This window comes from Polyangiaceae bacterium (assembly GCA_015075635.1).
In the GTDB taxonomy this organism is placed as follows: domain Bacteria; phylum Myxococcota_A; class Polyangia; order Polyangiales; family Polyangiaceae; genus JADJKB01.
Window position 1 is genome coordinate 15,933 of sequence record JABTUA010000003.1, and the last position, 17,032, is coordinate 32,964.

A 17,032-nucleotide genomic window follows, 5' to 3' on the forward strand; every position below is an offset into this window, starting at 1 on the left:
CGCCCAGCGTGCGCCCGGGTTCGTCGCTCAGCCGCCCAGCTGCACGGCCGACAGCACTGCGACCTGGATCTCCAGGCGGCGTCCCGGTTGAATGGGCCGACCGTCCAGCTCGACGATCTTGAAGCGGTCGAGCACACGGGCCCCCGAGGTCTTCACCTCGGACTCGACGATCTGCACCTTCTGCTCGAAGAGGGCCTGAGACAGCGCGAGGAGCAACCCGGAACGATCGTCCGTCTCGACCTCGAGCGTCGCCAGATCGCCGTCCGGGTTCTCGACGAAGCGCACCGTGGTCTCGCTGGCCTTGGCGACGGGGCGTCCGGTCCGCCGCGAGGCGACCTCACGGTCGAGCTTGCCCTCGAGCAGCTCGAAGAGCACGCGTCGGACCTCGTCGACGTCGCTCTGAGCGATCCGTGCCGCGCGCTTCGCCGGGTCCGCGTAGCGTACCCAGAACAGGTCCACGGCTTCCTTGCGGCCGCCGGAGGTTTTACGGGTGTGCGCCGTGGCGTCCACCACGTCGAGGTTCGCCAGCACGAAGGCGGCGCTGATGGTCGCGAGCAGTCCCGGCCGATCGTCGGCGACGACGCACAAGACCCCCGGTGCGCCGTGCGTGTGCTCGAGCAGCTCGACGTTGGCGACCGCGTTCCCGCGGCGGAGGGCTGTTCCCGCGTGCTCTGCCATCTCGGCTTGCCCGTGGGTGTTGCGGTAGGCGCGCGACATGCTCGCGACGAACTCGCGCACGTAGTCGGCGGAGGGATCTTTGCGACTCACTGCGGGGGTTCTAGCCTCGACTTGGGGAGTCTTGCCATGATCAGATTACGATCGTCAGGCGTGGCGAGAACCCACGGAAACTGCCGGCTAGGCCGGCGGAGGCCTCCTCGTGCGGGCGCGAGTCGCGACTTTCCGGCGGGTCGCGCTCCGCGGGTGACCTCGAAGAAACCCGCCCGCAGCGAGATTTTCGCGGCGCGAAGCTGGGTTTGCTCGAGTCTAACAGGCAATCCAGCGCGCTCACTGACTGTTTGCGGGCGGAGGCCAGACCGGGATCGGGAACGGCAGCGCCGACGGGAACGGCGGAAGGCCGCTCGGCATCGGCAGCGGCCAGGTCGGCATCGGGAGTCCAGCGTCTTCCCCGGCGTCGGCGCCTCCGTCCTTGGGCTTGGGCTTCGCAGTTCCGGTGGCGGTCGGCTTGGGGCCGGGACCGGGATCCGTCTGCGGAGGCGGGTTCTGCGGCACCTGGGGCGGCGTGTCGGTGCCGCCCTGCCCCGTCACCGTCGTGGCCGGAGTCGTGCCGCCGAGGTTCAGCGGCGGATCCTTGCCGGAGTCGTCCTTGTTCTGGCGCACCCACAAGATGCCGGCGGTGACGGCGCCGATCACGAGAAGCCCGCCGAGGAGCGCCAGGATCAGCCCGACGCCGCCGCCGCTCTTCTTGGAGGTGGCGCGCGGGTACGGCTGCGGTTGGAACGGCGCGGGCGAGGGGCTCGCTGGGCTCTGCCCGTAGGAGTGCGCCGTCGCGGCGGGGACGGCCTGCGCCGCCGCGTTGTGCGCTGCGATGTTCGCGATCAGGTCCTTGCTGGCCTCCTGCGTCCCGCCCATGGGGATCTGCTGCGCGGGCATGTCGCCCACGGTCGCCGGGTGGCCGCCTGCCGGCTCGTCTTCGGGAGGCAACGTGGGCGCCACGCCCGGCGTCGCCGGCTGGAGCGCGGGCTCGTCCGCGGTGATCGGCGGCTTCTGCGGCGTGGTCTCGACCGGCGGCGGAAAGCCCGACACGCCTGCGGGAACCGGCGTGGCCGCGAGCCTACCGGCGTGCGAGAGCTGGCCCGCGAAGGTCGCGAGCGCCGCGCGCATCTCGAGGGCGCTCTGGAAACGCCTGCCCTTGTCCGGCTCGATGCTCTTGTGCACCACCGCTACGAGGTCGGCAGGCAGCGACTTGTCGAGCTCGTCCAGGCGCTTGACCTTGCCGGCCATCACGTTGCCGACGATGGCGGCGGCGTCCTCGCCGATGGCAGGGCGCTCGCCCGCCAGCATCTCGAACAGGATCACGCCGATGGAGTAGAGATCTGCCCGGTGATCGACGCGGTCGGCGGAGTAGAGCTGCTCCGGCGACATGTACTCCGGCGTGCCCATCAGCGCGCCGGGCCGGGTCAGGCCTTTGTTCTCGGCGGATTGCTTGAGCTTTGCGATGCCGAAGTCGAGCAGCTTGCACACCGGTCCCCCGGTGCTCGGCGTGATGAACACGTTGTCCGGCTTCAGATCGCGGTGCACGACGCCGAGCGCGTGGGCGGCCTCGAGCCCCGAGAGGATCTGGAGCGCGAAGTCGATGGCCTGGTCCTTCGGGAGCTTGCGCTGCCGATCGATGAGCTGCTGCAAGGACTCGCCGGACAAGAGCTCCATCACCAGGTAGGGTGTTCCGTCCGGCGTCTGCTCGACGTCCGTGACCTTGGTGACGTGCGGGCTCTGGATGCTGGCGGAGACCCGCGCCTCCTGCAGGAAGCGCGTGGACAGCCCCTGGCGTCGCGTCAGCTCGGTGTGCAGGAACTTCAGCGCGACGCTGGTGCCCAGCACCTCGTGGCGGGCCTCGTACACGGCGCCCATGCCGCCGTCGCCGATCATGCGCAGGATGCGGAACTTGCCGCCGATGACGTCACCGGGATTGGGTCGCATGGTCGGGCGGGGCTCTCGAGGCCCAACATCGTAGCAGGCCTCGAGAGGAGCGAGGCAAGCGGGAGTTCCCGCGCGAATTTGCCCATCAGTCCACGAGCTCGACTCCGTCCACCAAGCGCAGCTCGCGAGGCACGTAGCGGTCGTACTCCCGGAGGAACGTCAGCGAGCGTGGGTCGGCGCGGTCCACGAATAGGATGCCGTCGAGGTGGTCGGTCTCGTGCTGCACCACCGCCGCCGGCACGCCCTCCCAGGTGAAATCGAGCGCGTGGCCTTCGCGATCGAGCCCACGCACGCGCACCTTGCGCGGGCGGCGCACGCGTCCGCGGATGCCGTTCACGCTCAAGCAGCCCTCGTACATCACGATCGAGTCGCGCTCGGCGAGCGGCGCGGTGCCGACCAACGGCTCGATCAGTGGATTAACCAGTACGGTGAACGGGATGCCAGGGAAGTCGGGGTAACGCGGGTTTCGAACCACCTCGATCACGGAGATGCGCAGCGACTCGTTCACTTGTGGAGCGGCGATTCCGGCGCCGTCGGCGTCGCGCATGGTCTCGATCATGTCGTCGATCAGGCGCTGGATCGCAGCGGACGCGAGCTCCGCTGGTGGAACCTCTTCCGCGCGCCGCCGGAGCACGGGATCTCCCATCTGAGCAATCTTGCGAATCGCCATCGCGCCATGTTAGCGAGCGCAGCTTGCGATGGTAGTCCGATCCGCGATCCTGGGCGTTGGTAGCCACGTTCCGAGCAAGGTCGTGACCAACGACGACCTGGCGAAGCTGATGACCACCAGCGACGAGTGGATCTTCCAGCGCTCGGGCATCAAGGAACGCCGCTACATCGAGGAGGACGGCATCGGCGCAGCCGACCTGGCGGTCCCCGCCAGCGAGCGGGCGCTCGAGCACGCGGGAGTGAAGAAGGAAGAGATCGACGCGATCATCTTCGCGACGCTCTCGCCCGACTACACCTTCCCGGGTTCCGGCTGCCTCTTGGGAAACAAGCTCGGGCTGCCGGGCGTCCCGGCCCTCGACATCCGCAACCAGTGCTCGGGCTTCATCTACGGGCTCAGCATCGCGGATGCCTGGATCCGCGCTGGCATGTACGAGAAGGTGCTGCTGGTCGGCTCGGAGGTCCACTCCACGGGCCTCGATTTCAGCGATCGTGGTCGGGACGTCGCCGTGCTGTTCGGCGACGGCGCCGGCGCCGCCGTGATCGGCAAGGCCAAGGACGGAGACACTGGCCTGCTCTCCATCGCGCTTCACGCCGACGGCTCCGCCGCGCAGGACTTGTGGCTCGAAGCGCCGGCGTCGAAGTACATCCCGCGCATCACCAAGGAGATGCTCGACGAGGGCCGGCACTTCCCCAAGATGAAGGGCAAGCAGGTGTTCCGCTGGGCGACGGACAAGATGCCGGAGGTCGCCCATGAGGTGCTGGGCAAGGCCGGGCTCGGCATCCAGGACGTGGACCTGTTCGTGCCTCACCAGGCCAACCAGCGCATCAACCAGCTGGTGGCGTGGCGCCTGGAGATCGACGAAGAGAAGGTCGTCCACAACATCGAGAAGTACGGCAACACCACCGCCGCGACGATCCCCATGGCGCTGGACGTGGCCATCAAGGACGGGCGTCTCGCCGCCGGCAAGACGGTGTTGCTCGCGGCGTTCGGCGCCGGCTTCACCTGGGCCGGCGCGGTGCTCAAGTTCTGAGCGCGGCTACTCCGCGTTGCGGGTCAGCTCGGCCTTGCCGGTTCCGGTGACGTCCAGCGTGCCCTTCTTGTGGTCGAGCGTGCCGCTGGCCTTGGCGGTGCCCTTGAGGGAAAGCGCGCTCACCCAGCCGGTCTTCATGTCGATCTTGGCCGGACCGCTCAGCGTCAGCTCGAAGCGCGTCTTGCCGCCGACGAGCGTCAGCGTCGCGGTCGCGTCGAGCGACAGCACGTCTCCGCTCTTGCCCTTGGAGGTGACGCTGACCTTGGAGCTCGCGTAGTCCACGCCGGCGAGCACGCCGACCAGCGCGCGCGTCTCCGCGGAGCCGCCTTCGAGCTTCTTGCCTTCGGCCAGGCCGTCCGCGCCCAGCCACTTGGCGAGCGGGCTCGGGCCGCCGACCCAGTCGTACTCCGCCATCAGCGCGTCGCGCTCCGCTCCGCTGAGCTCTTTGCCGTCGGCGCGGGTGATGTTCACGTCACCCCCCTTCGACTCGAGCTCGTAGGTGTGACCCGCCGTCGCCGCCGTGAGCTCCACGCCGAGCAACGGCTTCGACTCGCGCTTGCCGAAGACGACCCTCAGCTTCTGCACCGCGCTGCCCTCGCTCGCCAGCACCTCCAGCGCGCGCTCCTCCTCCAGGGACCAGCTGCCGGCCTGCATGCCGCCGGCGGCGTCACCCTTCTTGAGCGTCAGATCGAAGGTCAGCTGCGCGGTGCGCTTCTCGAGCGCCTTGGTGCCGGCGGCCGGCGCCTTGCCGGGCTTGGCCTGCGCGGGCTCACCCGCCGGATCGTCCGTGGTCTCGCCCGGCTCCTTGGCTCCGGGCCCGGAGCCTCCGGCACCACCGCCGCCGCAGCCGGCGACGAAGCCCAAGCAAAGCGCCACCCAGAGTCCCGAGCTCTTCCTGATCCCCATGGTGGGGCGGAGCTTAGCCCGGGCCACGCCCAGAGCCCAAGGGCGTCAGACGCGAGCTCCGCGGCTTTCAGCTTCCGCGCTTGCGGTCCGTGGTTTCCACGACGTCGCCCCGCTCGTCGTCGTGCTCGAGATCTTCGAAGCGCTTGGCCAAGGTGCCCAGGGCGCCGGCCGTGACGTCGAGGGTGCGGGCGCTGGTCTCGACCGAAGCGCGCGCGATGCTCAGGCCGTAGCGGGCCCAGGCCGCGCCCACGCGCAGGAAGGCGCCGGCGATCTCGGCGGCGTCGGAGCGGGTTTCGGCGGTGTGGCTCTGGTTCTCGATGTTCATGATGGACCTCTCCCGATGCGCGCCGAAGCGGCGCGTTTGACACACGTCCGGCTGCGCGAGCACTGCGCTCGCGTCAGGACGTTGGAAATTTTCTTCAGTCAGGCGCTGGGCATGCAGGACGCGCACACGAAGCGCGGGACACCGGGCAGCTCGCCGACGGCGAGCCCGGCTTTGTCGCCCTCCGCGAGGGCGGCGCCGCACTTGGCGCAGTCGCTCGCCTTCGCCATGACGACGGGTTGATAAGCCACCACGTCGTCCAGATTCGGTTTCTTCTCGACCTTCGAGCGCAGCCGCCCGCGCTCGTCGTGGACCGTCTTCGCGGCCCGGCTCAGCCGATCTTCCACGCGCTCCGAGGCGCGGTCGGCGATGCTGACCGCGTCCTCGAGGATGGTGCGCACCAGGTTCGAGACCGGAACCCGAAGCGCGCGGGCCGCCGCCTTCAGCTCGCCTTCGAGCACGGCGGGAATGCGCGTGTGCAGCACGCGTTCCTTCTTGGGCTCGCCGTCATCGGCCGCCTCCACGGTCTCTGGGTTTTCTTCCGGGGGCGGGGACTCGGAGGGTTTTTGTGTCACGACGTGATACATGTATCACCGTGTATCACGCTGGTCAAGGGGCGTCGGGATTTTTTTCGTGGGCGCCCGGGGTCAGGATGGGCGGGTGAGTCGCCTGGCCTGGATCACCCTCGTCGCCGCGGCCTGCGCGGGTCCCGCCGCCCAGGGCTCAGCCGGAGAGATCGTGGTCCCGCCCCAGCGTGCTCCGGAGCGAGGTGACGAAGCGCCGCCTCCCCGGGCCGAGCCGATGGGCGAGCGTGACGACCCTTACCTCTACTTCGTCGGCAGCTGGGAGGGGCTCGTGAACGACAAGCTCCAGACGCGCCTGATCGTCAGCGACGACGGCCGCTTCCACATCCACCTGCCCGTGCACCAGCACCGCCCCACCTGCGATCTCTGGGGCAAGCTGCGCGTGGCCGAGAAGGTCGTCTACTTCGACATCGACAAGAGCAGCTGCGAAGCCGAGAGCGTCGGTTCGACCCTGGAGCGACACGTCGTCACCAAGACCGACGACGTCCTGGTCGTGCGCGCCGCGGACTCGAAGATGCAGATCCGGTACACGCGGCAGAAGGAGCCCTAGGTCAGCGGCTGAACTCGATCTCGCGCAGGAAGCGCCGCATCTGACGGAAGTAGTCGCCGCGGTCCAGGTGCACGAGGTGGCTGCCGGGGAACCAGTGGATTCGACAGCGCCCCCAGTGGTCCCAGAGCAGGCGCGAGTGCGTGGGCGGCGCGAGCCGGTCGCCCACGCCGCCGATGATCATCAGCCGCTCGCGTGGGATGCGCGGCGGATAGGAGAGCGGGCAGCTGACCGAGAGCATCTGCCGCGCGTCGCGCACGTCCTTGCCGGTGGCAGCCAGGGCCGCCTTGAGCACGCTGGCGATGGGCTCCCACTCCAGCACCAGATCCGCGATGCTGGTCACCGGCACGTTGGGGATGGCGAATGCCAGGCGCGGCTCGACGCTGGCCAAGAGCGCGGAGGTGAAGCCGCCCAGGCTCACTCCCGTCACGCCCATGCGCGGCACGCCGAGATCGTGCTCCAGGTGGTCCATGAAGATGCGAAGATCGAAGATCGCCTGCGCCATCGCCTCGTTGATGCGGCTCACGCCGCCGGCGAAGAAGCCGTGGCCCGAGAAAGGCGAGAGCCGGGTCTGGCGCTTGCCGTGGAACGGTAGGGTCACCAGCATCACGTCGTAGCCCTCTCGGTAGAGCCACGGGATGGAGAAGAACCACTCGTTCAAGTGGTAGAGGTCCGCCGAGAAGCCGTGCACGGCGATGACCGTCGGCCGGGGCTCGTCGCCGTGGCGCCAGTGGCGAGCATGGGCCACGCGGTTCTTGCCGTGGTGCAGGTAGGCGCGTCGCTCGTGGGGGTTCACCGGCACGAACGGGCTCTGGAAGCGCACGTCTTCGCACACGCCGTCCTTGGGGCGGAACAGCGGCAGGCGGGCGCGCCGGCGCTCGAGCTTCACCCCGCGAGGCGGCGTCAGGAAAAAGCGATCCGGGTTCCTGCCTCTGGCCATGGAGCCGTACAGCTCGCGGTCGCCGAGCGCGCGGGAGAGCGCCCGCGGGTGGTAGCCGACGGGGATGGCCAGCGTGGCCACGAGCGACGCGCCCAGCGTGCGCAGCACCACGTCGCTGGCCGCCGTCGCGGTGACCTTGGCGCGCTCGCCGCGCGTCATCTCGAAACGCTCGCGCGACCGGTGGAAGTCCGCCGACAGCGACTCCCACCACGGGCGGTCGTCGTCCGACGGCTTGGGTCCCCCGTCCTCGTGCACGATGCGCGATACGACGGTCAAATGAGCGACTAGCTTAGCGCAGGCGGGGCACGCGGGCCTACTTCGGCACCAGCTTCATCTTGCACTTCGGGCAGCGGCTGGGCTTGGTGTCGGTGACTTCCGGGTGCATCGGGCAGGTGTAGACGTCGGCGGCCTCCGCCGCGTTCTGGGCCGCGTCAGCAACCGGAGGCGCGAAGACGACGAGGCAGGCCGCAGCGAGGGCCCAGGTGGAGAGCCAGCGCAACATCGCCGAGAAATCTGCCACGCCCTTCGGCGGGCGCCAGTGACGGGCGTCAACTACTTGGTGGCGCGCGTGCACATCGACACCACCAGCTCGCCGCTGAAGGCGCCCAGAGGCCCCTGACCGGTGAGGCGAGCGAAGAAGAACGGGGGCGGCGTCGGGAGCGCGGCGTCCATCGGCGCCGGGAGCGGGCAGGCCTCGCCCAGCGGGTCCTTGTCGCTGAAGGCGTTCAAGCTGGTTGAGAGCTCGCCGGTGACCGGGATGCTCGACTCACTCAGATTCACCGTCCAACCCGTGGTGTCGAACGGCGCGACGGGCGTGCCGCCGCCGAAGGGCGACGCGAACGGCACGATGCGGATGCTCGGATCAACCGAGGTCACGCCGGGGCCCGGTTCGTGCGGGAACTGACCGTAGAGTGTGGTGCCGGTGACGGGTCCCATCGGCTGAACCATGGCGTTGCCGAAGGCCGGCGGACGGGTGAGCCCGCTGTGACAGGTCAGCATCACCCGCGGCGGCCAAGAGCTGCCCATCTCGACCCCGGTGCCGCACTTGGCTTCGAACTTCCCGCCGTCGGAAAGTCCCTTCACGATGATGCCGTAGGGCTCGATGCGGTCGAGCTCGTCCTTGCAGCGCGCGCTGATCTCGGCTGCCGCGTCGGCGCTCGCCCAGTGCACGTTGTCCCAAGAGGTGAGCGCATCTCCGCTGGCCGTGAGCGTCTGCGCGACGCTCTTGTCCGGACGCACGAGCTCGATGCTCTCGGGCTTCAGGCAGGTGCCGTCGCTCGCCACCAAGCGGCCCGCGACGCGTAAGCCCGCAGGCTTGCCGCTCGTCTCCAGGACGGCCAGCGTGACGCCGTCGCAGTACACGTCGAGGGTGGCGCTGCCTCCGCTCGGCGTGCAGCTGGCGGTGCCGCCGCTGCCCGCGCTGCCGCCGCTGCCGCTCGAACCGGCGCTGCCGCCCGAGCTGCCGCCGCTCTGACCGCCGCCGCCGCTCGAAGTGCCGCCCAAGCCGGCGCTGCCCGCGCCGCCGGAGCCAGCGCCCGACGAACCGGAGCTCGAGCAGGCGGCGTTCGACACCAAGAGCAGCACGATGGGCACGAAACGCAGCGTCATGGGTGCGCGTCCGGTGCTGGCGGCGCGAGCTGCATTCAGCTGGCGATGCCGAACGCTCGCTGATAGCGCCGCCAGGCGTCCCGAGAGCCGGCAACGCGCAGCTTTCCGTTCTGCTCCATCGCCTCCGCGGAGGCACCGCCGTAGAGCAGGGCTCGGAACACCTCAGGGACGGTGTCGACCGTCGCCTCGGCTTCCCAGGGCGTCGCCTCGCGGACGTCCACGTAGTCGCGCTTGGCCCGCACCTGGAAGCGGCGCTCGCCGAAGCCGAGCTCGAGCGTGACCTCCGCCTTGCCGGTGTAGCGGCGCTTGCTGGAGAGCAGCGCCCAGCCGACATCGAGCTTGTCGCCCTTTTTGGGCGCAGCCATGAAGCGAAAGCCGAAGCGCCCCAGGGCCATCAGCACCGGCTCGAGCTCGCGCCCGAGCTCGGTCAGCTCGTAGGCGAAGGCACCCCGGCCGAGCGCGCGCTTCTGCACGATGCCGTTGTCCGCCAGCTCCTTCAGCCTCAGGGCGAGCAGGTTCGTGGTGATGCCGGGCAGCCCTTCGAGCAGGTCGGCGTAGCGGCGCGGGCCGAGCAACAGGTCCCGGGCGATCAGCAGAGTCCAGCGCTCGCCCACCAGGTCGAGCGCCCGGGCGACCCCGCAGAACTGCTGGTAGCTGCGCTTCACGAGTCTCTTCCTAACTTTATCTTAAGATAGTTGCAACTAATAAAAAGTAAAGTATACTCTCTTCATGGCGTCCCCCTCGCTGGCTCTGTCCCTGGGTTTCTGGGTCTTTCCTCCGCTGATGATCGCGCTCCTCCTGGTCGCCGTGGCGGCGGTCTCCAAGCGGGCGGGGCTCCAGCCGGCCGAGCGCTCGCGGCGTTTGCTCGGCATCGGGCTCGCGGTGGGCGGCTTCTGGCTGCTCGGCGTGGGGCTGGCCGCCGCTGGGCTGACCGCCTTCGGCACGCTGCCGCCGCGGCCCTTCCTGCTGTTCATGGCGGGCTTCGCGCTGACCGTCGTCTTCGCGCGCTCGCGCGCCGGCGCCGATCTGGCGCGCCACCTCCCGCTCTGGCTCCTGGTGGGGTTCCAGTCGTTCCGGATCCTCGTGGAGCTGCTGCTCCACCGCGGCGCCCTCGACGGGCTCACGCCGCCGCAGATGACCTACACCGGTTGGAACTTCGACGTGGTCACGGGGCTAGCGGCCGTCGTCGTAGCGATCGGGCTCGAGCGCGGCGTGCTCGGCCGGCGCGCTGCCTGGGCGTTCAACGTGCTGGGTATCTTGCTCTTGGCCAACGTGCTGACCATCGCGGTGCTCAGCATGCCGACGCCGCTGCGGGTGTTCGTCGACCATCCGGTCAACGTCTGGATCGCCGACGCACCGTTCATCGGCCTGCCGACCATCCTGGTGCCCTTCGCGATGCTCGGGCACATGCTGCTGTGGAAGCGCCTGCGCGACGAAGGACGTCAGGTCGGCGACGTCTTGGCGGCGGCCGTGGCGGCCGGCCGCGCCTCTTCGAATGGAGACGGCAGCGACGTGGGCCTAGCGGAGCGGATCAAGCCGAGGGCCAGCGCGACAGAGGCGAACAGGAACATCATCCGGAACTCGGGCGACCAGCTCTCCGTCCACTGATCGAACTGGGCGCTGAGCCGAGACGGCCAGGAGCGCAGGCGATCGATCCACTCGAGGTCGCGCGGATCGAGGCGCACGCTCGAGACGTCGATGGGCGGCGCGTGCGGAACACCGCGTCCCTCGGGCTGGCGATCGTCGTCACGGTCGGCGCGCATGCGGTCGTAGGCGGCCCGGCGGGCCGGGTCCATCAACACGCCGGCCGCGACGTTGATCTGCGCCATGCGGCGCTCGGCGCGGCTCATGTCGTGCGGGTTCAGGTCGGGGTGACTGATGGACGCGAGCCGGCGATGGGCTCTGCGAATCTGCTCAGGGGTGGCGTGGCGGGGGACCTTCAGGACCGCGTACAAGTCGACGTTCACGAGCGCCCGATCGAACCGCATGCGCACCTCCCGGCAGATGAAGGGGGCTGACAGCCCGAGCGTGCCGAAGTTCCGGACCTTGCGCGGCGCCCCGACCGGAGCCATGATTGCGATATTCCCGACCGGAATTATGTAGATTGAGGTTCTAGCGGAAAATGACCGACTTCACCCCTGCGCCGGCGTTGATCGGCGGGCTGCTCATCGGCGCCGCGGCCTCGCTCCTGTGGCTCGGGTCCGGCAAGGTCGCCGGCGTCTCCGGCATCCTGGCCGGCGCGCTCACGCGCTCGCCCGAGCGGGACTGGCGGCTGCTGTTTCTGCTGGGTCTGGTGGCGGGCGGCCTGGGTGTCAGCCTCTGGCGACCCGAGGCGCTGTCGCCTTCGCAGGCGCCGCTGCCGCTCCTCGCGGCTGCCGGCGCGCTGGTCGGCTTCGGCGCTCGGCTCGGTGGGGGCTGTACCAGCGGTCACGGCGTGTGCGGGCTCTCCCGGCTCTCGAAACGCTCCTTCGTCGCTACGCTGACCTTCTTCGCGACCGCCGCGCTGGTCGTCTGGCTGATGCGACACGGAGGCGGAGGATGAAGGCGCTGATCCCGCTCTTTTCCGGGCTGCTCTTCGCGCTCGGGCTGGCGCTCTCGGGCATGACGCGGCCGGAGAAGGTCACCGGCTTCCTCGATTTCACCGGGGCCTGGGATCCGAGCCTGGCCTTCGTGATGCTCGGAGCCATCGGCGTCCACCTCGTCGCGTTGCGCTTCGCCAAGCGGCTCTCCCGGCCCCTTGCGGCAGCGGCGTTCGAGCCTCCTGGTCGAGAGCGCGTGGACGGGCGCCTGGTGCTCGGAGCCGCCCTGTTCGGCGTGGGTTGGGGCCTCGCCGGCTACTGCCCGGGGCCCGCCCTGGTGTCCGTCGGAAGCGGGTCGCTCCCGGTGTTGGTGGTCGCGGGCGGGATGCTGGCCGGAGTGGCGCTCTTCCGCCTCTCCGCGCGGACGCGGCGCGAGCCACGACAATCCCCGGCATCCCTCGGCGCCCGTTCGGCGTGAATCCTCCCGACCACCGCTTGGCTCCCATCGACTGGGAGACACGAAAACATGCACACCACCGAGCTCACCTCCGCCAACTTCGAGAACACGGTCGAAAAGAACGGCATCGTCTTCATCGACTGGTGGGCTTCCTGGTGCGGCCCCTGCCGAGCATTCGCCCCCATCTACGAGCGCGTCGCGGCGCAGCACCCCGACATCGTCTGGGGCAAGATCGACACCGACGCCGAGCAGCAGCTGGCCGGTGGCTTCGGCATCCGCTCGATCCCGACGCTGATGGTGTTCCGCGACGGCATCCTGATCTTCGAGCAGCCTGGGATGATGAACGCCATGAGCCTGGGCGCGCTGGTGGACAAGGTCCGCGCGCTGGACATGGGGGAGGTCAAGCGCCGCATCGCCGAGCACCACCGCGAGCACGCCGCCGAGCAGCGGCACTGACGCCCTTGCCATGCGCCCGCGCCTTCATCAGGATGCGCGCGCATGAGGGTGAACGCGATTGGACTTTCGTTGTGCCTGCTCGCCTGCGACAAGCCGGCGGCACCTGGCGGGGCTCCGCCGAGCGCGAGCGCTCCGCTCGCCGCCAGCGCCCCGAGCCCGATTCCGACGTCGCTGACGCACGGCAACGCCAAGGAGATAGGGGTCACCTGGGCAGACCCCGCGGGCTGGAAGAAGGTCCCGCCGACCTCGCCGATGCGTAACGCGAGCTACGAGATCCCAGCGGCCGGCTCCGACAAGGAGCCCGGCGATCTCGGCGTGTTCTACTTCGGACCCGACAAGGGCGGCGCCGTGGAGAAGAACGTGCAGCGCTGGATCGAGCAGTTCGAGGGGATCGACCCGGCGAAGGTCGAGAAGAGCGAGCGCAAGGCCAACGGCCTCGCGCAGCGGCTGGTGGAGATCCCGAGCGGCACCTACAAGAGCGGCATGCCGGGCGGTCCCACCACCGCCAAGCCGGACTTCGCCCTCATCGGCGCCATCGTGGAGACGCCCACCGGGAGTCACTTCTTCAAGCTGGTTGGCCCCAAGGCGACGGTGGCCGGGGCCCGGAAGCAGTTCTTGGAGCTGCTCGACTCCGTGAAGCCGAAGTAGCGTAGAATGCCCGCGATGCGTTGGTCCTGGCTCATGCTCGCTCTGCTCGGGTGTGCGACGGGCGAGGGCGTCGGCGATCCGTCGCCAGGCGGCGGGGGCGGCCTCGCGGGCGCTGCGCAGGGCGGCGCTGCCGGGGCCGGCGGCTGGCCCAGCGGGGGCGCCGGCGGGCAGAGCGGCGGCGGAACCAGCACCGGCGGCGGCAGCGGCGGCGCCACGGGCGGGGCCGGCGGAGCCAGCGGCGCCGGGACCGGCGGCGGAACCGGCTGCGCGATCCAGGGCTGCCAGGACGGCGCGTCCAGCGGGTCGGGGTGCGCGCAAGCGCGGGTCATCGGTCGAGCGAGCGCGGGCAGCTCCCTGGGCTACGTCAAGACCGACACCACCTGCAACGCGACGAACCAGAGCACGGGTTTCGGCTCGGGCTGCACGGACGCCGGCCGCGACCACACCTACCGGATCTTCATGCGGGCCGGCGAGAGCTTCGCCGCAACGCTCACGCAGGGCGCCAAGTGCGCGTCAGCGCCGAGCTGGGATCGCACGTTCAAGATCTACGCCGGCACGAGCTGCTCCGACACGAGCTGCAGTAACGCGAACTTCTGCTACGCGCCCGGTGCCGGCAACTACAACAAGAGCCTCAACGTCACTCAAGAGGGCTGGTACCACCTGGTCGTCGACGGCGTGGGCGCCGAGGACAGCGGCAGCTACACCTTGACCGTGAAGCTCACCTGCAAGACCCCGGGCTGCGAGTGCTGAAGAAGCTCTGGAGCATCGCCGGCAACACCCAGCGCCTGGACGGCGGCGCGATGTTCGGCAACGCGCCGCGTGCGGTGTGGGAGCGCTGGATCGCCCCGGACGACAAGAACCGCATCCCGCTCGCGTGCCGCGCGCTGCTGCTGCGGGAGGACTCCGGTAGGAGCGTGCTCTTCGAGGCGGGGATAGGCGCTTTCTTCCCGCCCAAGCTGCGGGAGCGGTACGGCGTGGAGCAGGCCGAGCACGTGCTCCTCGTCGAGCTCGAGCGGGCGGGTACGCCCCACTCCGAGGTGGACGTGGTCGTGCTCTCCCACCTGCACTTCGATCACGCCGGGGGGCTGCTCGCGTCCTTTCAGGAGGGCAGGCCGCCGGAGCTCTTGTTTCCGAAAGCGCGCTTCGTCGTGGGGCGCGCCGCGTTCGAGCGCGCGAAACGGCCGCACGCGCGCGATCGGGCCTCGTTCATCCCCGAGCTCCCGGCGCTGCTCGAGGCGAGCGGCCGCCTCGAGCTGGTCGACGGCGAACGCTCGGCGCAGCTCGGCGACGACTACCGCTTCCACTTCTCCGACGGCCACACCCCCGGGCTGATGCTCGGTGAGATCGCCTGCTCCTCCGGCCCGCTGCTCTACGCCGGCGATCTGGTGCCGGGCGCGGCCTGGGTCCACCTGCCGATCACCATGGGCTACGACCGCTACCCCGAGCTCTTGATCGACGAGAAGGAGCGCATCCTCTCCAGCCTGGCCGAGCGAGGCGGGAGCCTGTTCTTCACCCACGATCCGCGGCTGGCGTGTGCCGCGGTCCTCTGGCGGGACGGGCGCTACGTCGCCGAGGCAGCGCAGGAGAGCCTCTGGGGCGCCGAGCTCTGAGCCGCAAAACCCGCGGATGACGCGCGTCGGTTGACGCCGGGCGAGCCAGGGGTAAAGCGCGCCTTCATGCCCAACGCCTACATCTCGGGGACCGGCTTCTACGTTCCGCCCAAGGTCGTGTCGAACGACGCGCTGGCGAAAGAGTACGGCATCGACACGACTCACGAGTGGATCGTGCAGCGCACGGGCATCGAAGAGCGCCGCTTCGCGGAGGAAGGCGTCGGCACCAGCGACCTGGCGGTGCCGGCGGCGCGTCAGGCCATCGAGCGGGCCGGTCTGACCCCGCGCGACCTGGACATGATCGTGTTCGCGACGCTCTCTCCGGACCACGCCTTCCCGGGGTCGGGCGTGTACCTGCAGCAGAAGCTCGGCCTGTGCGACGGGGACGACGCGAAGTTCGTCCCGGCGCTCGACGTGCGAAACCAATGCTCGGGCTTCGTCTACTCGCTGACGGTCGCCTCCTCGATGGTGCGCGCGGGCACGGCCAAGCACGTGCTGGTGGTCGGCGCCGAGACGCATTCGGCGGCGCTGGACCTCTCGGCGCGGGGCCGCACGGTGGCCTCGCTGTTCGGCGACGGCGCGGGCGCGGTGGTCGTCAGCGCCACCGACGAGGACCGCGGCATTCGCGGCACGTACCTGGGCGCCGACGGGCGTGGCGCGGACGTCCTGGCGCAGCGGGTGTGGGACATCAAGAAGCGTCCCTTCATCAAGCTCGACGAGAACGGCGTGGGACAGGTCCCGCCGGAGGACATCTGGGCGCAGATGGACGGTAAGCAGGTGTTCCGCAACGCCGTCGAGCGCATGATCGGCGTGCTGATGCAGGCCTGCGCGGATCAGGGCCTGACCCGAGACGACATCGACCTGTTCTTCTTCCACCAGGCGAACCTGCGCATCAACCAGTACATCGCGAAGGAGATCGGCCTGGGCGAGGAGAAGCTGGTCTCGAACATCCAGCGCTACGGCAACACCACCGCCGCGACGATCCCCATCTTGCTCGCCGAGGCGGAGCAGAGCGGAAGGCTCCGGCGCGGCATGAAGATCGCGATGGTGGCGTTCGGCTCGGGGTACACCTGGGGCGCCGTGATCGCCGACTGGTGAGCGTCAGGCACCCGGTGGGCCGCGGGGGGTCGCCGCCTTCGAGCAGGTGAGCTAACATCCGCTCATCATGCGCTTCCGGACGTTGTTCCTCACGGCTGGGCTCGGAGTGCTGAGCGCGTGTGGCAGCGCCAGCGATCAGGGGCTCAAGGGCGGTAGCAGCTACGGGCAAGGTGGTAGCGGCGCCGGTGGCAGCGGCGGCGCGACGGGTGGCGAAGCCGGCGGTGGCGCTCCGAGCGGCGGCGCCCCGTCTGGTGGAGCGCCGTCTGGCGGAGCGCCGAGCGGTGGTGGAGCGCCCGGTGGTGGCGGCGCTCCGAGCGGCGGTGCCCCGAGCGGCGGTGCCCCGTCTGGTGGAGCGCCGAGTGGTGGTGGAGCGCCGAGCGGCGGTGGAGCGCCGAGTGGCGGTGGAGCGCCGAGTGGTGGTGGAGCGCCGAGTGGTGGTGGAGCGCCGGGTGGTGGCGGCGCGCCGGGCCTCTGCGTGGGGCACTGCGGCAGCTCGAGCCCGCAGCCGGGCCCGACCGGCAATTGCTACTGCGACGCGCAGTGCGTGGCGCAGAACGACTGCTGTCCCGGTTACAAGGATGCTTGCGCGTCGGGTCAAGTGGCCTGCGGCGCCGATCAGTGCGAGCTCGGCTCGGGCGAGCGCTGCTGCCACAAGTACGGGAGCGGGAGCTGGAGCTCCGCTTGCCAGCCCCAGTCGCAGGCGTGCTCGGGGATCGCGACCTCGAACTGCGACGGTCCGGAGGACTGCCCGGGTCAGGTGTGCTGCGGCAAGGTCGCGAACAACTACCTCAGCAGCATGACTTGTGAGGCGGCCTCGGCCTGCCAGTACAGCAGCGGCTACCGGGTGATCTGCGGCGCCTCGGGCCAGTGCCCGTCGGGCTACGTGTGCAAGACCTTGTCCTCACCGCCGGGTTACAAGTACTGCGGCGTGCCCTGAGTCGGGCAGACCCGACGCGGCTCGAGCGCGGTCGCGAAGGGC

The 17,032-nt window shown here is 69.9% G+C and carries 20 protein-coding genes and 1 pseudogene; 10 read left to right on the plus strand and 11 right to left on the minus strand.

The window, feature by feature from the left end:
- Positions 1-27: 27 nt before the first annotated feature.
- The 3 genes from HS104_30630 to def all read right to left on the minus strand — a co-directional run bounded on the left by HS104_30630 (position 28) and on the right by def (position 3,328).
- Positions 28-768, minus strand: coding sequence for a hypothetical protein (locus HS104_30630; GenBank protein MBE7484313.1), 741 nt, complete (start codon positions 766-768; stop codon positions 28-30).
- 237 nt (positions 769-1,005) lie between these two features.
- Positions 1,006-2,658: a protein kinase gene (locus tag HS104_30635; protein MBE7484314.1), complete on the minus strand. Its 1,653-nt coding sequence runs from the start codon at positions 2,656-2,658 to the stop codon at positions 1,006-1,008.
- An 85-nt stretch (positions 2,659-2,743) separates the two neighbouring features.
- Complete coding sequence (gene def, locus HS104_30640) at positions 2,744-3,328, minus strand: peptide deformylase (GenBank protein MBE7484315.1); 585 nt, start codon at positions 3,326-3,328, stop codon at positions 2,744-2,746.
- Between the two features lie 28 nt (positions 3,329-3,356).
- Between def and HS104_30645 the strand changes: the two genes are divergently transcribed.
- Positions 3,357-4,358 (plus strand): ketoacyl-ACP synthase III, encoded by a 1,002-nt coding sequence (locus tag HS104_30645; protein ID MBE7484316.1) that lies wholly within the window; start codon positions 3,357-3,359, stop codon positions 4,356-4,358.
- A 6-nt stretch (positions 4,359-4,364) separates the two neighbouring features.
- Here HS104_30645 and HS104_30650 read toward each other — a convergent pair whose 3' ends face one another.
- The 3 genes from HS104_30650 to HS104_30660 form a co-directional block, all read right to left on the minus strand.
- Positions 4,365-5,264: a hypothetical protein gene (locus HS104_30650; protein MBE7484317.1), complete on the minus strand. Its 900-nt coding sequence runs from the start codon at positions 5,262-5,264 to the stop codon at positions 4,365-4,367.
- A gap of 67 nt (positions 5,265-5,331) precedes the next feature.
- Positions 5,332-5,589, minus strand: coding sequence for a hypothetical protein (locus tag HS104_30655; GenBank protein ID MBE7484318.1), 258 nt, complete (start codon positions 5,587-5,589; stop codon positions 5,332-5,334).
- A gap of 98 nt (positions 5,590-5,687) precedes the next feature.
- Positions 5,688-6,173, minus strand: a complete 486-nt coding sequence (locus HS104_30660; GenBank protein ID MBE7484319.1) for a hypothetical protein — start codon at positions 6,171-6,173, stop codon at positions 5,688-5,690.
- 73 nt (positions 6,174-6,246) lie between these two features.
- Here HS104_30660 and HS104_30665 point away from each other — a divergent pair, with 73 nt between their 5' ends.
- On the plus strand, positions 6,247-6,720 hold the full coding sequence (locus tag HS104_30665) for a hypothetical protein (protein ID MBE7484320.1): 474 nt from the start codon (positions 6,247-6,249) through the stop codon (positions 6,718-6,720).
- Position 6,721: 1 nt separating this feature from the next.
- On the opposite strand, the gene HS104_30670 is transcribed toward HS104_30665, so the two are convergent.
- The 5 genes and pseudogenes from HS104_30670 to HS104_30690 all read right to left on the minus strand — a co-directional run bounded on the left by HS104_30670 (position 6,722) and on the right by HS104_30690 (position 11,337).
- Positions 6,722-7,816, minus strand: a complete 1,095-nt coding sequence (locus HS104_30670) for an alpha/beta hydrolase family protein (protein MBE7484321.1) — start codon at positions 7,814-7,816, stop codon at positions 6,722-6,724.
- Between the two features lie 154 nt (positions 7,817-7,970).
- Positions 7,971-8,159, minus strand: a complete 189-nt coding sequence (locus HS104_30675) for a hypothetical protein (GenBank protein ID MBE7484322.1) — start codon at positions 8,157-8,159, stop codon at positions 7,971-7,973.
- A 50-nt stretch (positions 8,160-8,209) separates the two neighbouring features.
- A complete protein-coding gene (locus HS104_30680) occupies positions 8,210-9,265 on the minus strand; it encodes a hypothetical protein (protein ID MBE7484323.1) in 1,056 nt (351 codons plus the stop codon).
- Positions 9,266-9,633: 368 nt separating this feature from the next.
- Positions 9,634-9,930: pseudogene (locus HS104_30685) on the minus strand (helix-turn-helix transcriptional regulator).
- A 777-nt stretch (positions 9,931-10,707) separates the two neighbouring features.
- A complete protein-coding gene (locus tag HS104_30690) occupies positions 10,708-11,337 on the minus strand; it encodes a J domain-containing protein (protein ID MBE7484324.1) in 630 nt (209 codons plus the stop codon).
- Positions 11,338-11,387: 50 nt separating this feature from the next.
- On the opposite strand from HS104_30690, the gene HS104_30695 reads away from it, so the two are divergent.
- The 8 genes from HS104_30695 (at position 11,388) to HS104_30730 (ending at position 16,990) form a co-directional block, all read left to right on the plus strand.
- Positions 11,388-11,807 (plus strand): YeeE/YedE family protein, encoded by a 420-nt coding sequence (locus HS104_30695; GenBank protein ID MBE7484325.1) that lies wholly within the window; start codon positions 11,388-11,390, stop codon positions 11,805-11,807.
- Positions 11,804-12,262 carry a YeeE/YedE family protein gene (locus tag HS104_30700; protein ID MBE7484326.1) on the plus strand — a complete coding sequence of 153 codons (459 nt, stop codon included), beginning with the start codon at positions 11,804-11,806 and terminating at the stop codon, positions 12,260-12,262. The genes HS104_30695 and HS104_30700 overlap by 4 nt, the downstream gene beginning before the upstream one ends.
- A 48-nt stretch (positions 12,263-12,310) precedes the next feature.
- Positions 12,311-12,697: a thioredoxin family protein gene (locus tag HS104_30705; GenBank protein ID MBE7484327.1), complete on the plus strand. Its 387-nt coding sequence runs from the start codon at positions 12,311-12,313 to the stop codon at positions 12,695-12,697.
- Positions 12,698-12,739: 42 nt separating this feature from the next.
- A complete protein-coding gene (locus HS104_30710; protein ID MBE7484328.1) occupies positions 12,740-13,345 on the plus strand; it encodes a hypothetical protein in 606 nt (201 codons plus the stop codon).
- A gap of 15 nt (positions 13,346-13,360) precedes the next feature.
- On the plus strand, positions 13,361-14,095 hold the full coding sequence (locus tag HS104_30715) for a hypothetical protein (protein ID MBE7484329.1): 735 nt from the start codon (positions 13,361-13,363) through the stop codon (positions 14,093-14,095).
- Between the two features lie 50 nt (positions 14,096-14,145).
- Positions 14,146-14,955, plus strand: coding sequence for an MBL fold metallo-hydrolase (locus HS104_30720; GenBank protein MBE7484330.1), 810 nt, complete (start codon positions 14,146-14,148; stop codon positions 14,953-14,955).
- A 66-nt stretch (positions 14,956-15,021) separates the two neighbouring features.
- A complete protein-coding gene (locus HS104_30725; protein MBE7484331.1) occupies positions 15,022-16,053 on the plus strand; it encodes a ketoacyl-ACP synthase III in 1,032 nt (343 codons plus the stop codon).
- A 67-nt stretch (positions 16,054-16,120) separates the two neighbouring features.
- The gene (locus HS104_30730; protein ID MBE7484332.1) at positions 16,121-16,990 is read left to right on the plus strand and encodes a hypothetical protein; all 870 of its coding nucleotides are present in this window, start codon (positions 16,121-16,123) and stop codon (positions 16,988-16,990) included.
- Positions 16,991-17,032: the final 42 nt, after the last annotated feature.

What these genes read in the sequence shown, in the direction of transcription:
- def (MBE7484315.1), bottom strand. Translation starts at nt 3,328, where the DNA reads ATGGCGATTCGCAAGATTGCTCAGATGGGAGATCCCGTGCTCCGGCGG.
- HS104_30675 (MBE7484322.1), bottom strand. Translation starts at nt 8,159, where the DNA reads ATGTTGCGCTGGCTCTCCACCTGGGCCCTCGCTGCGGCCTGCCTCGTC.
- HS104_30690 (MBE7484324.1), bottom strand. Translation starts at nt 11,337, where the DNA reads ATGGCTCCGGTCGGGGCGCCGCGCAAGGTCCGGAACTTCGGCACGCTC.
- HS104_30655 (MBE7484318.1), bottom strand. Translation starts at nt 5,589, where the DNA reads ATGAACATCGAGAACCAGAGCCACACCGCCGAAACCCGCTCCGACGCC.
- HS104_30705 (MBE7484327.1), top strand. Translation starts at nt 12,311, where the DNA reads ATGCACACCACCGAGCTCACCTCCGCCAACTTCGAGAACACGGTCGAA.
- HS104_30700 (MBE7484326.1), top strand. Translation starts at nt 11,804, where the DNA reads ATGAAGGCGCTGATCCCGCTCTTTTCCGGGCTGCTCTTCGCGCTCGGG.
- HS104_30650 (MBE7484317.1), bottom strand. Translation starts at nt 5,264, where the DNA reads ATGGGGATCAGGAAGAGCTCGGGACTCTGGGTGGCGCTTTGCTTGGGC.
- HS104_30725 (MBE7484331.1), top strand. Translation starts at nt 15,022, where the DNA reads ATGCCCAACGCCTACATCTCGGGGACCGGCTTCTACGTTCCGCCCAAG.
- HS104_30695 (MBE7484325.1), top strand. Translation starts at nt 11,388, where the DNA reads ATGACCGACTTCACCCCTGCGCCGGCGTTGATCGGCGGGCTGCTCATC.
- HS104_30680 (MBE7484323.1), bottom strand. Translation starts at nt 9,265, where the DNA reads ATGACGCTGCGTTTCGTGCCCATCGTGCTGCTCTTGGTGTCGAACGCC.
- HS104_30710 (MBE7484328.1), top strand. Translation starts at nt 12,740, where the DNA reads ATGAGGGTGAACGCGATTGGACTTTCGTTGTGCCTGCTCGCCTGCGAC.
- HS104_30670 (MBE7484321.1), bottom strand. Translation starts at nt 7,816, where the DNA reads ATGACGCGCGGCGAGCGCGCCAAGGTCACCGCGACGGCGGCCAGCGAC.
- HS104_30635 (MBE7484314.1), bottom strand. Translation starts at nt 2,658, where the DNA reads ATGCGACCCAATCCCGGTGACGTCATCGGCGGCAAGTTCCGCATCCTG.
- HS104_30715 (MBE7484329.1), top strand. Translation starts at nt 13,361, where the DNA reads ATGCGTTGGTCCTGGCTCATGCTCGCTCTGCTCGGGTGTGCGACGGGC.
- HS104_30720 (MBE7484330.1), top strand. Translation starts at nt 14,146, where the DNA reads ATGTTCGGCAACGCGCCGCGTGCGGTGTGGGAGCGCTGGATCGCCCCG.
- HS104_30730 (MBE7484332.1), top strand. Translation starts at nt 16,121, where the DNA reads ATGCGCTTCCGGACGTTGTTCCTCACGGCTGGGCTCGGAGTGCTGAGC.
- HS104_30660 (MBE7484319.1), bottom strand. Translation starts at nt 6,173, where the DNA reads ATGTATCACGTCGTGACACAAAAACCCTCCGAGTCCCCGCCCCCGGAA.
- HS104_30645 (MBE7484316.1), top strand. Translation starts at nt 3,357, where the DNA reads ATGGTAGTCCGATCCGCGATCCTGGGCGTTGGTAGCCACGTTCCGAGC.